The sequence below is a fragment of the Roseateles noduli genome (assembly GCF_050626985.1).
In the GTDB taxonomy this organism is placed as follows: domain Bacteria; phylum Pseudomonadota; class Gammaproteobacteria; order Burkholderiales; family Burkholderiaceae_C; genus Roseateles; species Roseateles noduli_A.
Genome location: NZ_CP192463.1, coordinates 4,855,871 through 4,869,181, shown reverse-complemented (window position 1 = coordinate 4,869,181; position 13,311 = coordinate 4,855,871). Strand labels below are relative to the sequence as shown.

At 69.0% G+C, this 13,311-nt stretch carries 11 protein-coding genes; 4 read left to right on the top strand and 7 right to left on the bottom strand.

Going from position 1 to position 13,311, the window contains the following annotated elements; all coding sequences use genetic code 11:
* Positions 1-4: 4 nt before the first annotated feature.
* The 4 genes from ACQ4L4_RS21080 to ACQ4L4_RS21065 form a co-directional block, all read right to left on the bottom strand.
* Positions 5-565 carry an adenine phosphoribosyltransferase gene (locus ACQ4L4_RS21080; RefSeq protein ID WP_431100818.1) on the bottom strand — a complete coding sequence of 187 codons (561 nt, stop codon included), beginning with the start codon at positions 563-565 and terminating at the stop codon, positions 5-7.
* A 35-nt stretch (positions 566-600) separates the two neighbouring features.
* Positions 601-2,115 (bottom strand): sensor domain-containing diguanylate cyclase, encoded by a 1,515-nt coding sequence (locus ACQ4L4_RS21075; protein WP_431100817.1) that lies wholly within the window; start codon positions 2,113-2,115, stop codon positions 601-603.
* A gap of 158 nt (positions 2,116-2,273) precedes the next feature.
* On the bottom strand, positions 2,274-3,533 hold the full coding sequence (locus ACQ4L4_RS21070) for an acyl-CoA dehydrogenase family protein (protein ID WP_431100816.1): 1,260 nt from the start codon (positions 3,531-3,533) through the stop codon (positions 2,274-2,276).
* Positions 3,534-3,544: 11 nt separating this feature from the next.
* Positions 3,545-4,291, bottom strand: coding sequence for a histidine phosphatase family protein (locus ACQ4L4_RS21065; protein ID WP_431100815.1), 747 nt, complete (start codon positions 4,289-4,291; stop codon positions 3,545-3,547).
* A 234-nt stretch (positions 4,292-4,525) separates the two neighbouring features.
* Between ACQ4L4_RS21065 and ACQ4L4_RS21060 the strand changes: the two genes are divergently transcribed.
* Complete coding sequence (locus ACQ4L4_RS21060; protein ID WP_431100814.1) at positions 4,526-6,607, top strand: acyltransferase family protein; 2,082 nt, start codon at positions 4,526-4,528, stop codon at positions 6,605-6,607.
* A gap of 116 nt (positions 6,608-6,723) precedes the next feature.
* Here ACQ4L4_RS21060 and ACQ4L4_RS21055 read toward each other — a convergent pair whose 3' ends face one another.
* Positions 6,724-8,721, bottom strand: coding sequence for a cation:proton antiporter (locus ACQ4L4_RS21055; RefSeq protein WP_431100813.1), 1,998 nt, complete (start codon positions 8,719-8,721; stop codon positions 6,724-6,726).
* Positions 8,722-8,854: 133 nt separating this feature from the next.
* Here ACQ4L4_RS21055 and ACQ4L4_RS21050 point away from each other — a divergent pair, with 133 nt between their 5' ends.
* The 3 genes from ACQ4L4_RS21050 to ACQ4L4_RS21040 all read left to right on the top strand — a co-directional run bounded on the left by ACQ4L4_RS21050 (position 8,855) and on the right by ACQ4L4_RS21040 (position 11,693).
* The gene (locus ACQ4L4_RS21050) at positions 8,855-9,466 is read left to right on the top strand and encodes a hypothetical protein (protein ID WP_377159057.1); all 612 of its coding nucleotides are present in this window, start codon (positions 8,855-8,857) and stop codon (positions 9,464-9,466) included.
* 112 nt (positions 9,467-9,578) lie between these two features.
* Positions 9,579-10,163, top strand: a complete 585-nt coding sequence (locus ACQ4L4_RS21045; protein WP_431100812.1) for a hypothetical protein — start codon at positions 9,579-9,581, stop codon at positions 10,161-10,163.
* Between the two features lie 258 nt (positions 10,164-10,421).
* Entirely contained in the window at positions 10,422-11,693 is a 1,272-nt protein-coding gene (locus tag ACQ4L4_RS21040; protein ID WP_377159060.1) for a Glu/Leu/Phe/Val family dehydrogenase, read from the top strand.
* A gap of 66 nt (positions 11,694-11,759) precedes the next feature.
* On the opposite strand, the gene ACQ4L4_RS21035 is transcribed toward ACQ4L4_RS21040, so the two are convergent.
* Together ACQ4L4_RS21035 and ACQ4L4_RS21030 are read right to left on the bottom strand one after the other, a co-directional pair.
* Positions 11,760-12,338 carry a DJ-1/PfpI family protein gene (locus ACQ4L4_RS21035; RefSeq protein WP_377159061.1) on the bottom strand — a complete coding sequence of 193 codons (579 nt, stop codon included), beginning with the start codon at positions 12,336-12,338 and terminating at the stop codon, positions 11,760-11,762.
* Between the two features lie 69 nt (positions 12,339-12,407).
* Entirely contained in the window at positions 12,408-13,157 is a 750-nt protein-coding gene (locus ACQ4L4_RS21030; protein ID WP_431100811.1) for a phosphatase PAP2 family protein, read from the bottom strand.
* Positions 13,158-13,311 lie beyond the last annotated feature (154 nt).

The following is a 13,311-nucleotide window of genomic DNA, read 5'->3' as shown; positions in this document are numbered from 1 at the left end:
GGGCTCAATGCCCGTCGAACTCGACCAGCGAGAACACCTTCAATCCCCCGTCGCGCAGCCGTTTCGAGCCGCCCAACTCGGGCAGATCCACGATCGCCGCGCCTTCGATCACCTCCGCGCCGAGGCGCTCCAGCAAGCGCTTGCCGGCCATCATCGTGCCGCCGGTCGCGATCAGGTCGTCGATGAGCAGCACGCGATCGCCGGCCTTCACCGCATCGGTGTGTATTTCCACCGTGGCGCTGCCGTACTCCAGCTCGTAGGTTTCCTGCACCGTCGTGAACGGCAGCTTGCCCTTCTTGCGGATCGGCACGAAGCCGACGTTCAGCTCATACGCCAGCACCGAGCCGATGATGAATCCGCGCGCATCCAGGCCGGCGATCGCGTTGGGCCGGGCGTCGAAGTAGCGATGCACGAACTGGTCGATCAACACCCGGAACGCGCGAGGGTTGGACAGCAGCGGCGTGATGTCGCGGAACTGCACGCCCGGTGACGGCCAGTCCGGCACGGTGCGGATCTGCTGCTTCAGGAAAACGATCGGGTCCTGGAGGGGGTCGACTTGCGGCATGAGCGCGATTGTCGCGCTGCCGTCGCGCCGGCGGTTCAGGCCGTCTGCTGCTGGCAGATCAGGCGCGCCCTGCCGGCCTGCTTGGCCTCATACAACGCTGCGTCCGCCGTCTGGATCAGACGTTGTGCCGCGTCGCCGTTCTGGGGAATGAAGGACGCCACCCCGATCGACAAGCTCACCGAACGTCTCACCGGCGAGCCCACATGCTCGATCGCGGCCAGTCGCACGCTGTCCAGGCAGCGTTGCGCCACCACCTGCGCGCCGGCCAAGTCGGTGTCGACCAGCAGCACCGCGAATTCCTCGCCGCCGTAGCGGCAGACCGACTCGCCGCCCCGGCCCGCGCAACTGCGCAGCAGTGTCGCGACGCGGCGGAGGCAGTCGTCGCCGGATACGTGACCGTAGCAGTCGTTGTATTGCTTGAAGTGGTCGATGTCGACCATCAGCAGCGCCAGCGGCCGGTTCGCGCGGGTCGCGCGGTGCCATTCCGTCTGCAGCAGCTGGTCGAAGAGCCGCCGGTTGCCTACGCCCGTCAGGCCGTCCGTCGTCGACTGCCGCGCGAGCAGTTCATTCGCGCGGCGCAAGCGCTCTTCCTGGCGCTTGCGTTCGGTGAGGTCGGTGACGATGCAGACGTACAGGTGGATGGTGTCGGTGCGGACTTCGGCCAGTGTCAGCTGCAGGTGCAGCGCCTCGCCGCTGCGATGCCGCGCCGTGAATTCGCGCGGCTGGCCCAGCAGTGCCCGCGGGTCGAGCGCCGCGTCCGGCGTCGCCCCCGGCTCCGGCACCGTCGCGGTGGCCGCGCCCAGCAGCATCCCGAGGTGCACCCCCTGCAACTCCGCCGCGGTGAAGCCGAACAGCAGCTCGCAGCTCGGGTTGGCCTCCAGCACATGCCCGCCCGAATCGAGCGTCAGGATCCCGTTGGCCGCCGATTCGATCGTCGCGCGCAACTGCGCCCGGCTGGCGGCCAGCCGCTGCTGCTCATGGATCAGGTCCGTCACGTCCATGCGCACGCCGACGATGCCGCCCGACGGGGTGCGCGACTCGTAGATGCGCAGCCACATGTCGTCATGCACGCGCTGCAGCAGCGGTGAGGTCTGCTGGCCGCGCGCCTGCTTGCGCTCCTCCAGCCATTCCGGCTCGCGCCCCCGGGCCTCGGGGATGCCGCCGCGCGCCAGCGATTCGCGCACCAGGTCCTCGAAGGTGCACTTGTGCTGGAAGTGCCGCAGCATGTGCGGATAGATCTCGACCAGGCGGCGGTTGTAGGCGATCAGGCGATCCTCGGCGTCGAAGATCTCCACGCTGGCCGGGAGGGCGTCGATGGCCTCTTCCATCGTGCGCTGGGCCAGCTTCGCCCGGGCCTGCGTGCGCGCCAGCGTCGACACGACCGCCACCGCCAGCAGCACCGTCAGGACCAGCGAGGCCATGCCGACCCACGCCAGCCAGCCGTCCACCGCGTAGCCGCCCAGGCTGACCGTCAGCACGATGGCCTGCAGGCCGACCAGCAGCGCGAACGCCAGCAGCGGCCAGGTGCGGACTTCGGCGAATCGGTTCATCGCGGGAGCGGCGCGGGAGGGCGTCCGGAAAAAAGGGTGGCTGATCCTAGCCACCGGGCTCCGCGATGGAAACCGCTCTCCGGGGGGAGAAGCAGGTTCCTGCGACGCCCCCCCGTTGGTGTGGTGCCACGCTTTGGGCGTGACGGTGTACGAAAAGCTCAGCCGCCGCGGGTGATCGGCATGTCGCCGGCGCCCGGCAGGGTCATGTGGCGGGCGAGCTCCAGCTTCGCCAGGGAGTTGCGGTGGACCTCGTCCGGACCGTCGGCGAAGCGCAGCGTGCGCTGGCCCGCCCACATGTAGGCCAGCGGCGTGTCGTCGCTGACGCCCATGCCGCCATGGACCTGCATCGCCCAGTCGATGACCTTCAGCGCCATGCTCGGCGCGACGATCTTGATCATCGCGATCTCCGCCTTGGCGACCTTGTTGCCGACGGTGTCCATCATGTAGGCCGCCTTCAGCGTCAGCAGCCGGGCCTGCTCGATGCTGCAGCGGGCCTCGGCGATGCGCTCCTGCGTCACCGTCTGCTGCGCGATCGTCTTGCCGAAGGCCACCCGCGAGATCGCCCGCTTGCACATCAGTTCCAGCGCCCGCTCCGCCGCGCCGATCGAGCGCATGCAGTGGTGGATGCGGCCCGGGCCGAGGCGGCCCTGCGCGATCTCGAAGCCGCGCCCCTCGCCCAGCAGGATGTGGTCCACCGGCACGCGCACGTTCTTCAGCTCGATCTCCATGTGGCCGTGCGGGGCGTCGTCGTAGCCGAAGACGCTCAGGTGGCGCTTGACCGTGAGACCCGGCGTGTTCGCCGGCACCAGCACCATCGACTGCTGCTCGTGGCGTCCCGCGTCGGGGTTGGTCTTGCCCATCACGATGTACAGCGCGCAGCGCGGATCGCCGGCGCCGGAGGACCACCACTTCGTGCCGTTGATGACGTACTCGTCGCCGTCGCGATCGATGCGGCATTCGATGTTGGTCGCATCCGACGAGGCCACGTCCGGCTCCGTCATCAGGAAGGCGGAACGGATCTCGCCGCGCAGCAGCGGCTCCAGCCATCGGTCCTTGTGGGCCTCGCTGCCGTAGCGCTCGATGGTCTCCATGTTGCCGGTGTCCGGCGCCGAGCAGTTGAAGACCTCCGGGGCCCAGTACACGCGGCCCATGATCTCGCACAGCGGCGCGTACTCGAGGTTGGACAGGCCTTCCGGCGCGCGCGGCGAGCGCGGCAGGAACAGGTTCCACAAGCCGGCGGCGCGGGCCTTGGGCTTGAGCTCCTCGATCACCTTCGTCGGGATCCATGCGTTGCCGCCGCGGCGGTTGGCGTCGATCTCCTCGTGATAGCGCTTCTCGTTGGGATAGATGTGCTCGTCGAAGAAGGCGAGCAGACGCTCGCGCAGCTGGTCAACCTTGGGGCTGTAGTCGAAGTTCATGGGGAGGTCCTTCAGCCGCGTTGGCTGCGATAGCGGAGGTACTGCGCGTACAGCGCTTCCATCGTGGTGGCCCGCTCATCCGCATGCAGCGGATGCGACGGGGCGAAATTGCAGACGCGCAGCAGCCAGCTGCCGGGCGTGTCCCCGGTCGGCGGCGCGACGTCCAGCACGTTGATGCAGGCCGGCGACTGGACCCAGCTGCCCAGCATCACCCGCTGGCCGCCGGTCACCGCGTGCGACAGGATGGCCGCATTGACCACGCCGTGCAACACCAGCAGCGCGCAGTCCCAGTCGGGATCGGCCTGCAGGCGCGCGACGCCGCCCAGCACGCGGTCGAGCAGCTCGCCGACGCTCTCGCCGTTGAGGAAGCGCTGCGACTCCGCGACCGGGCTGCGCTGCAGTCCGTTGAAGGACTCGGCGAGATCTTCGTTGCGGATCTCGCCCAGGCGGCCGCCGCGGATCTCCTGCCACTCGGGCCAGACCTGCGGTTTCAGGTCCGGCAGCCCGGCATGGCGCAGCACCAGGTCCGCGGTCTGGACGGTGCGCGGCAGGCCCGACACGATCACGCGGTCGAAGCGCACGCCGGCCGCGCGGAAGGCCTCGCCCGCGGCTTGGGCCTGGACGATGCCGTCGTCGTTGAGCTGCACCTGCTCGGGCAGCACCGGGCGACCGGTCGAGCCATCGAAGTAGGTCACCGCGCCGTGGCGCATCAGGTAGAGGCGGCGACGTTGCGGGCTGCGGGGCTGGGTGTCCAACATGAGCGGCAGTGTGGCGCAACGACGGAAGCCGCACTGTCACGCAGGCGGCATCTCCCCGCGGCCGCCGCAACTCTGCTTTGGGCGCCCCGCGTCGTTGCAAATCCTCGCCATAGCCGGGCTATGGCTCCGGTTTGCGCCTAGCGGTGCATCCCAAAGCAGAGCCGCGGCGACCGCGGGGAGTCGAGCTTCAGGAGCCACAATCGCGCGCTTTCCGTTGATTCATCTGATGCCTTGGTGACCAGCCCTTTTCAGACACCTTTCCATCGCCCTCACGGCCCGCATGCGGCCGGCGAAGTGCCGCTGCGCGACGACATCCAGGCACTGCGTGCGATCGCCGTGCTGTGGGTGCTGCTGTATCACGCGCAGATCCCCGGCGCGTCGGGCGGCTACCTCGGCGTCGACATCTTCTTCGTCATCTCCGGCTACCTGATCACCGGGCTGATCCAGCGCGCGCTGCAGCGCGGCGACTTCTCCTTCCGCGCGTTCTACGGGCGCCGCGCGCGGCGCCTGCTGCCGGCCGCGTACGTCGTGCTCGGCGTGACCCTGCTCGCGGCACCATGGGCCCTCAACCGAACCGAACAGATCGACTTCGTCGGCCAGTTGCTCGGTGCGCTCGGCTTTGCGAACAACGTCGTGCTGTGGCGGCAGACAGGCTACTTCCAGGGCGCGTCCGACCTCAAGCCGCTGCTCCACTTCTGGTCGCTCGCGCTCGAGGAGCAGTACTACCTCGTGCTGCCCGCATTGCTGGTCTTCAGTCCGGCGCGACTTCGGGCCGGCATGGCGATCCTCGTCACGGCGGCCAGCCTCGGCCTGCTGATCTGGTGGCAACCGATCGACGCCAGCGGCGCGTTCTACCTGCTGCCGACCCGCGCGTGGGAACTGGGCCTCGGATCGATCGGCGCATTGATGAGCACCAGGGGATCGGGCACGGCGCCGCAGCCGATGAAGACCGCGAAGGCGATGCAGACGATGCAGGCGGCGTTGCGATGGCTCGCATGGCCAGCCTGGGCGCTGCTCATCGCCGTTCCGACCGCGCCGCAGTGGTTCGGCGCCGCGCACCCAGGACCGGCGGCGCTGGTCGTCGGACTCGCGACCTTGGTACTGCTCCTGCGCGAGCCCGCTCGCCTGCCGCGCTTGGCCGCGCCGCTGATCCGCATCGGCGACTGGTCCTATGCGCTGTACCTGGTTCACTGGCCGCTGATCGCGATCCTCCACAACGCCTGGGTCGGACTGAAGGCCGATCCGCAGGCGCTGATGGCGTGGCGACTGGGCGCGGTGCTGCTTGCCTTCCCCTTGGCGTGGGCGCTACATCGCGCTGTCGAGCGGCCCGCCAAGGCGTTGCTCACGGGCCGGCGTGGCGCATGGATCCTGGGAACGGGGACGGCGTTGCTCGCGTTCGGCGGCATCGCGTTGGCACTGCACAAGCCGGCGCCGGGCGTGATCGATTTCGTCGAACTGCGCAAGGCCAACTACGGCCTGTCCGCCAACTGCGATGCCGAGGAGCCCTTCGACGGCCGCGAGGACTGCCGCACGCGCCCCGGCGCGCGCTGGATGGTCTGGGGCGACTCCTACGCGATGCACCTGGTGCCAGGACTTGTCCGCGTGGCCAGCGACCAGGGTCTGGTGCAGGCGACGAAGTCCTCCTGCGGGCCCTTCCCCGGCCTGACGCCGGTGCGGCCGGAACTTGGCCGGGGCAACAGCTTCGCGTCGCCGTGGATCGAGCAGTGCCAGACCTTCAACGCGTCGGTGCTGCGCTGGCTGGAGCGGCATACGGAGATCGACACGGTCGTCCTGTCGAGCCTGCTGACGCAATACCTGGACGAGTCGAAGTACGAGCTCCAACGCACGCGCGGCGGCGAGCGCCTGCGAGGCGAAGCGGCCATGCGCGCTGCGCTGCTCGACGACATGACGGCGACGGTGAAGCGGCTGCGGGCGATGGGCAAGCGGGTGATGGTGGTGGCGCCGCCGCCGTCGGCGCCGTTCGACATCGCAGGGTGTCTTGAACGACGCCAGGCGCGTCGCTGGACGATCGGCGCGACGCCGGGTTGCGTGATTGACGAGCGCGACGACGAACGCCGGCGCGATGCCGAGCACCGCTTCATCGCCGACCTGGCGAAGTCGGACGCGCGCCTGCCGGTACTGCGCTTCGAGCCGCTGCTGTGCGACGGCAGGACGTGCCAGGTCGAGCGCGACGGCGTGCCGCTCTACCGGGACCAGGGCCACCTGAGCCGTGAGGGCTCGCGCCTGCTGATGCCGGCGGTGATGTCCGAGTCACTCGGCGAGCGGCAGTTGGCCCTCCTCCGAAGTCCCCGGTAGCAAAACCGTCGAAGGACGGCAGTGGTTGGGGACGGGAGGGCATGGGGTTTCCGCGCTTGCCGCGGGGGCCCCATGCCCTCGCGGCCAACGCGCCAGCCGTTGCAGGCGGGCGGTCTTCAGCCCACCAGCAATCCGTGTTCAGCGCGCGCGAGGGCTTCCGGCGTCCCCGACACGACGAGCGTGTCTCCGCCCTGGAGCACCAGGTCGTCGCTCGCGTCTTTCACCGCTCCGCTGGGCCTGCGCACGGACACCACGCTGACGCCCCAGGCGAGCAAGCCGATCTCCCCGAGCGTGCGTCCTTCGAGGATGCTGGCCATCGGCAGGCTGATGGACTGGAGCCGGGCCTGGTCGCGTTCTTCGGAAGTATCGTCATCGGCGCCGTGGAAGTAGCCGCGGAGCAGCCCGTAGCGGCGATCCCGCGCATCCCGCGCGATGCGCAGCACCCGGCGCATCGGCACGCCGACCAGCGCAAGCGCATGGCTCGCCAGCATCAGCGAGCCTTCGATCGCTTCCGGCACCACCTCGGTCGCGCCGGCGGCGCGCAGTTTCTCGAGGTCGGTGTCGTCGATCGTGCGCACGACCACCGGCACATGCGGCGCATGGCCGCGGACCTCATGCAGCACCTTCAACGCCGACGCCGTGTCGTGGTACGAGATGACCACCGCGCTCGCGCGTGTCAGGCCGGCGGCGATCAGGCTGGGCAGCCGCGCCGCATCGCCGAACACGACGCTCTTGCCCGCCGCAGCTGCCTGCCGCACGCGGTCCGGATCCAGGTCCAGCGCCATGTAGGGGATGTGCTCCGCCTCCAGCAGCGTCGCCAGGTTCTGCCCGCTGCGGCCGTAGCCGCAGATGATCACGTGCGCATCGGTCTTGATCGACTTCTTGGCGATGGTCGTCAGCTGCACCGACTGCAGCAGCCAGTCGCTCGCGGACAGCTTCATGACGATGCGGTTGCTGTGTTCGATGATGATCGGCGTCAGCAGCATCGACAGCACCATTGCCGCCAGCACCGGGCTGACCCACTGCGCGGCGATCAGGTTCTGCTGGGCGCCCAGCGTCAGCAGCACGAAGCCGAATTCCCCCGCCTGCGCCAGGTACAGGCCGGTGCGCAGCGCGACGCCGGTCGGCGCGCGGAACAGCTTGGCCAGTCCCGCCACGAGCACGAACTTCGCCAGCGTCGGCACCAGCGTCAGGATGATTACCAGCGGCCACTGGTAGACCAGCGTCTGCCAGTCCAGGCGCATGCCGATGGTGATGAAGAAGAGCCCCAGCAGCACGTCGTGGAAGGGCCGGATGTCCAGTTCCACCTGATGCTTGTATTCGGTCTCCGCGATCAGCATGCCGGCGACGAACGCGCCCAGCGCCAGCGACAGCCCCGCATGCTCGGTCAGCCAGGCCAGGCCCAGCGTGACCAGCAGCAGGTTCAGCATGAAGAGCTCCTGGCTCTTGCGCCGCGCCACCAGCGTCAGCCAGCGGCGCATCAGGTGCTGGCCGCCGGTCAGCAGCAGCACCAGCAGCACGACCGCCTTCAGCGCGGCCCAGCCGAGCGACTCGATCATCTCGGCGCCGCTGCCGCCCAGCGCCGGGATCAGCACCAGCAGCGGCACGACGGCCAGATCCTGGAACAGCAGCACGCCGATCACGCGCCGGCCGTGTTCGCTTTCCAGCTCGAGCCGTTCCGACATCAGCTTCACGACGATGGCCGTCGAGCTCATCGCCATCGCCGCCCCGAGCGCCAGCGATCCCTGCCACCCCAGGTCCCAGGCCCAGCCCATCACGCCGAACAGCCAGCGCAGGAAGAGGTTGCCCGCCATCGTCCCGCCGATGGTCACGACCACCTGCAGCAGCCCGAGCCCGAACACCATCGACCGCATGCTGTGCAGCTTCGGGAGGTTGAACTCCAGGCCGATCACGAACATCAGGAACACCACGCCGAACTCGGCCAGATGCTGCACGCCGGGCACGTCGCTGGCGAGCGCCAGCGCGTTCGGCCCGATCACCACGCCCACGACCAGATAGCCCAGGATGGGCGGCAGCTTCAGCGAACGGCAGACCACCACGCCCAGCACGGCGGCGATCAGGTAGATGAGTGTCAGGTCCAGCGCGGTGAGCATGGCGGCGATGGTACTGGGCCCCCACCCTGGGCGGTCCCGGTTGCGACAAGACTGAGGCTCGATATAGTTTGCGACTCGACGTCCGTCGCATTCCATACACACATCGGACGCGTTTCACGAGGGAGATCCACGCATGACTGCCATTGTCCGCGGCGCCAGCCTGGCGCGCGCGCTGGGCGCTTTCGCGCTCGCCATCGGCCTGACCGGCTGCATGAGCGTTTATGTCGACAACCGGCCGGCGGAAGTGCCGGCCAGCCAGTTCGCCAGACCCGCCGAACCGAAACCGGTCCAGCTGTTCTTCGAGTTCCAGACCAAGGGCGTGCAGAACCAGCAGGCCACCGCCCTGCTGAAGGGTCGCATCACGGACCAGGTCCGTACCAGCGGCGTCTTCAGCAGCGTGTCCGAGACACCGGTGGACGGCGGCGCGTCGCTCAGCATCGTGCTGGACAACGTGCCCACCTCCGACGACGCGTTCAGCAAGGGCTTCGTCACCGGGCTGACCTTCGGCCTGGTCGGCTCGCAGGTCGGCGACGGCTACCTCTGCACCGCGACCTACCGCGCGCCCGGCGCCGCCGAGCCCGTCGTCAAGAAGGCCCGCGGCATCCTGTGGGCCACCGTCGGCGCCAAGTCGTCGCCCGAGGGCGCGACCAAGGCGGACAGCATCGACGCCGCCATGACCCGCATCAGTCGCCAGGTCGTCAGCAATGTGCTGAACGACGTGACGCGCGATCCGGCGTTCCGCTGATCGCGCTGGATCGTGGTCGATCGCGGCTGATCGCCGCGGTCCGCCCGCCTGTCCAGCTCCCCCCTTTCGTCCAGGTTCCTTTTCCCTTTCAAGTTTCGAGAAAGCACTTCCCATGACCTCGTTCCTGATCCGCGCCGCTCGCCTGACCGTCGTGCTGGCCGCCACCGCCGCGCTGACCGCCTGCGTGACCGCCAAGATGCCTGCGCCGTCGTCCAGTGCCGCCAACGTCGAGAAGCTGCGCGCCGCCAAGGCCGCGCCGTCGCAGGTGGGCACCTTCAAGCTCGCCGCCGGCAAGCCGGCCGGCATGGACACCGAACTCGGCGGCCTGCGCGGCTCGTCGATGCAGCCGTCCGCCGGCACGTTCTCGGGCCAGTTGCGCGATGAACTCGCCGCCGAACTGAAGGGCGCCGGCCTGCTCGATCCGAACAGCCCGGTCGTCATCGACGGCGAACTGACCGACAGCCGCGTCGATGCCGCCATCGGCACCGGCACGGGCCGCCTGGCCGCGCGTTTCGTCGTCAAGCGCAACGGCCAGAAGGTCTTCGACAAGGAACTGGCCGCCGAGTCGAGCTGGGAGTCGAGCTTCGTCGGCGCGACCGCCATCCCGATGGCGATCAACCAGTACGGCGCGCTCTACAAGTCGCTGATCGGCAAGCTGCTCGACGACGCGGAGTTCCGCGCCGCGATCAAGGGCTGATCACCGCCCGTCGATCTCGCGCCGGCTGACGGCGCGCGCTGAACAGGCCCTGCGGGGCCTGTTTTTCATGGCGCGGGCCGGAGACGATCACGCCGCGGTCTCGCCCGAAGGGGCTTGGCTTTGGTCATGTCCGAGGCGCAAACTAGCCCCCTTATGCATGGGGCGCATGCCCGCATGTGCACTCGGCTTTGCCGCACGTGGCGGACGGGCAGGGCTTCGGGGTACCGTTCGCGCCACCGAAAAGTTACGGAGCATTTCATGCCCAACCTGTCTTTCGTTTCCCCCACGCGCAACAGTCCCTGGGGCACCTACCTGTCCCAGATCGACGCCGTCGAGCCCTACCTGGGCAAGCTGGCCCGCTGGGTGGAAACGCTGCGCCGCCCCAAGCGCGCGCTGATCGTGGACATCCCCATCGAACTCGACAACGGCACCATCGCCCACTTCGAGGGCTACCGTGTCCAGCACAGCCTGACCCGCGGTCCCGGCAAGGGCGGCGTGCGCTACCACCCGGACGTCACGCTGGAAGAAGTGATGGCGCTGTCGGCCTGGATGACGGTCAAGAACGCCGCGGTCAACCTGCCCTACGGCGGCGCGAAGGGCGGCATCCGCCTGGACCCCAAGACGCTGTCGCTGAAGGAGCTGGAGAAGGTCACCCGCCGCTACACCAGCGAGATCGGCATGATCATCGGCCCGACGCAGGACATCCCCGCGCCTGACGTGAACACCAACGGCCAGATCATGGCCTGGATGATGGACACGTACTCGATGAACGTCGGCGCCACCGCCACCGGCGTCGTCACCGGCAAGCCGATCGCGCTGGGCGGCTCGCTCGGCCGCGTGGCCGCCACCGGCCGCGGCGTGTTCGTCGTCGGCCGCGAAGCGATGCGCCGCCTGAACGTGAACCTGGAAGGCGCGCGCGTCGCCGTGCAGGGCTTCGGCAACGTGGGGTCCGTGGCCGCGAAGATGTTCGCCGCCAACGGCGCCATCATCGTCGCCGTGCAGGACCACACCGGCACCATCCTGAACGAGAACGGCCTGGACATGACCGACCTGCTGGACCACGTGGCCCGCACGGGCGGCGTGGGCGGCTTCAAGGGCGCCGACCGCATCGACAACGAGAACTTCTGGGACGTGAAGTCGGACATCCTGATCCCGGCCGCCCTGGAAGGCCAGATCACCGGTGAACGCGCCAAGCGCGTGCAGACCCGCGTGGTGATCGAAGGCGCGAACGGCCCGACGACCCCGGACGGCGACGCCGTGCTGGCGGACCGCGGGATCATCGTCGTCCCCGACGTGATCGCCAACGCGGGCGGCGTGACGGTCTCCTACTTCGAGTGGGTGCAGGACTTCTCGTCGTTCTTCTGGACCGAGGACGAGATCAACGTCCGCCTGGACAAGATCCTCGTCGGCGCGTTCAAGGGCATCTGGGATACCGCGGAACAGCACAAGATCCCGCTGCGCACGGCCGCCTTCACGGTGGCCTGCACGCGGGTGCTGGAAGCGCGCGAAGAGCGCGGGCTGTACCCCTGAGCCACCGACCGCGGTTTCTCGCGGTTACGGGACGAACGGGCGCCTCTGGCGCCCGTTTTTCTTTTCCTAGTGCGTGATCTTCGTGCCGAGCACTTGCAGGAACTGCGCAATCCAGGCGGGATGCGCGGGCCACGCCGGCGCGGTGACGAGCTTGCCGTCGGTGACGGCCTGGTCGACCGGAATGTCGGCGTAGCTGGCGCCAGCCAGCTCGACCTCCGCGGCGCAGGCCGGATAGGCCGAGACCTTCTTGCCGCGGATGATGCCGGCCGCGGCCAGCAACTGAGCGCCGTGGCAGATCGCGGCGATGGGCTTGTCGGTCTTGGCGAAGTGCTGCACCAGCGGCAGCACGCCCGGCATCGTGCGCAGGTACTCCGGCGCCCGGCCGCCCGGGATCACCAACGCGTCGTAATCCTCCGGCTTGATGTCGTCGAAGCTCGCGTTCAACGTGAAGCGGTGACCCGGCTTCTCCGAGTAGGTCTGCGCGCCCTCGAAGTCATGGATCGCCGTCAGCACGAAGTCTCCGGCCTTCTTGCCGGGGCAGATCGCGTGGACCTGGTGACCCACCGCCTGCAGCGCCTGGAAGGGCACCATCAGCTCGTAGTCCTCGACGTAATCGCCGGCCAGCAGCAGCAGCTTCTTGCCCATCGCATCTCTCCAGAGTCGTTGCAGGAGCGCCGATTCTGGAAGGCCGCGATCGTCAGGGCCATGAATCCGTCATGTACCCGCGTCGGCGTCGCGGACTCGCAGCCAGGGCACCGCGAGGACCGCGAGCGTCCAGCAGATCCACGCGGTCCACATCGTGTGGCTCGGGTAATGCGCGCCGCGCGCCATCTGCGCGAAGCCGTAGAGCACGCCCATCGTCAGCACCGCGCCCAACGCGAACCGCGCCTGTCGCGGATAGGCGCGACGCAGCATGAAGAACAGGCTGAAGAAGGCAAAGGCGGAACTCGCATGTCCCGAGGGGAAGCAGTGACCCGGGCCGCCGTCGCGCACGCCGAAGTGCCAGTGCGACACGTAGTGCGCCACGCCGCCGAACTCGGCCAGGTCCCAGGGACAGCTGGTCGTGCTGCCCTGCTTCATCAATGGAATGACGATCAGGCTGACGGCCGTCAGTACCACCGCGCCCCAGCGTTCACGACGCGTCAGTCCGGGCCACAGCGGCCGGACCGCGTTGATCACCAGCATCACGGCCAGGCCGGTGGCCACCCAGCGTCCGCCTTGATGCAGCAGCCCCGACGTCATCCAGTGGTTGCGCAGCGCGAAGCCATGCGCGTCCGCGAACAGCCGCACGACCGCGAGGTCCCATCCGGCGAGGTCCCACAGCAGCAGCGCCGCCAGGCCGGCCAGCGCGACGAGCCATCCGCGCCGCAGCGCCGGCAGGGACATCGCCCCGACGGGCGACAGGACCGGCGCCGAGGTCGAGCCGGCGCCGAGCTGGAGGGAGGACAGGGGATGCGGCTTCACGGGACGCAGTGGGCGCGCCGGCACTGAAGTCGCCCTGAAGCCAAGCTGAAGGCCGGCTGAAGACCCCCGCCGTTTCGCACATCGGCGGCGCTGCTCGCGCGCCGCCCCGGCGGCTGCTATCTTTCCCGCTCGCCGATCAGGCCTGAAGGCCGCC

Bases quoted from the DNA above. Each gene is read 5' to 3' on its own strand.
- ACQ4L4_RS21050 (WP_377159057.1), top strand. From the start codon at position 8,855: ATGACTGCCATTGTCCGCGGCGCCAGCCTGGCGCGCGCGCTGGGCGCT.
- ACQ4L4_RS21035 (WP_377159061.1), bottom strand. From the start codon at position 12,338: ATGGGCAAGAAGCTGCTGCTGCTGGCCGGCGATTACGTCGAGGACTAC.
- ACQ4L4_RS21080 (WP_431100818.1), bottom strand. From the start codon at position 565: ATGCCGCAAGTCGACCCCCTCCAGGACCCGATCGTTTTCCTGAAGCAG.
- ACQ4L4_RS21065 (WP_431100815.1), bottom strand. From the start codon at position 4,291: ATGTTGGACACCCAGCCCCGCAGCCCGCAACGTCGCCGCCTCTACCTG.
- ACQ4L4_RS21045 (WP_431100812.1), top strand. From the start codon at position 9,579: ATGACCTCGTTCCTGATCCGCGCCGCTCGCCTGACCGTCGTGCTGGCC.
- ACQ4L4_RS21070 (WP_431100816.1), bottom strand. From the start codon at position 3,533: ATGAACTTCGACTACAGCCCCAAGGTTGACCAGCTGCGCGAGCGTCTG.
- ACQ4L4_RS21055 (WP_431100813.1), bottom strand. From the start codon at position 8,721: ATGCTCACCGCGCTGGACCTGACACTCATCTACCTGATCGCCGCCGTG.
- ACQ4L4_RS21040 (WP_377159060.1), top strand. From the start codon at position 10,422: ATGCCCAACCTGTCTTTCGTTTCCCCCACGCGCAACAGTCCCTGGGGC.
- ACQ4L4_RS21075 (WP_431100817.1), bottom strand. From the start codon at position 2,115: ATGAACCGATTCGCCGAAGTCCGCACCTGGCCGCTGCTGGCGTTCGCG.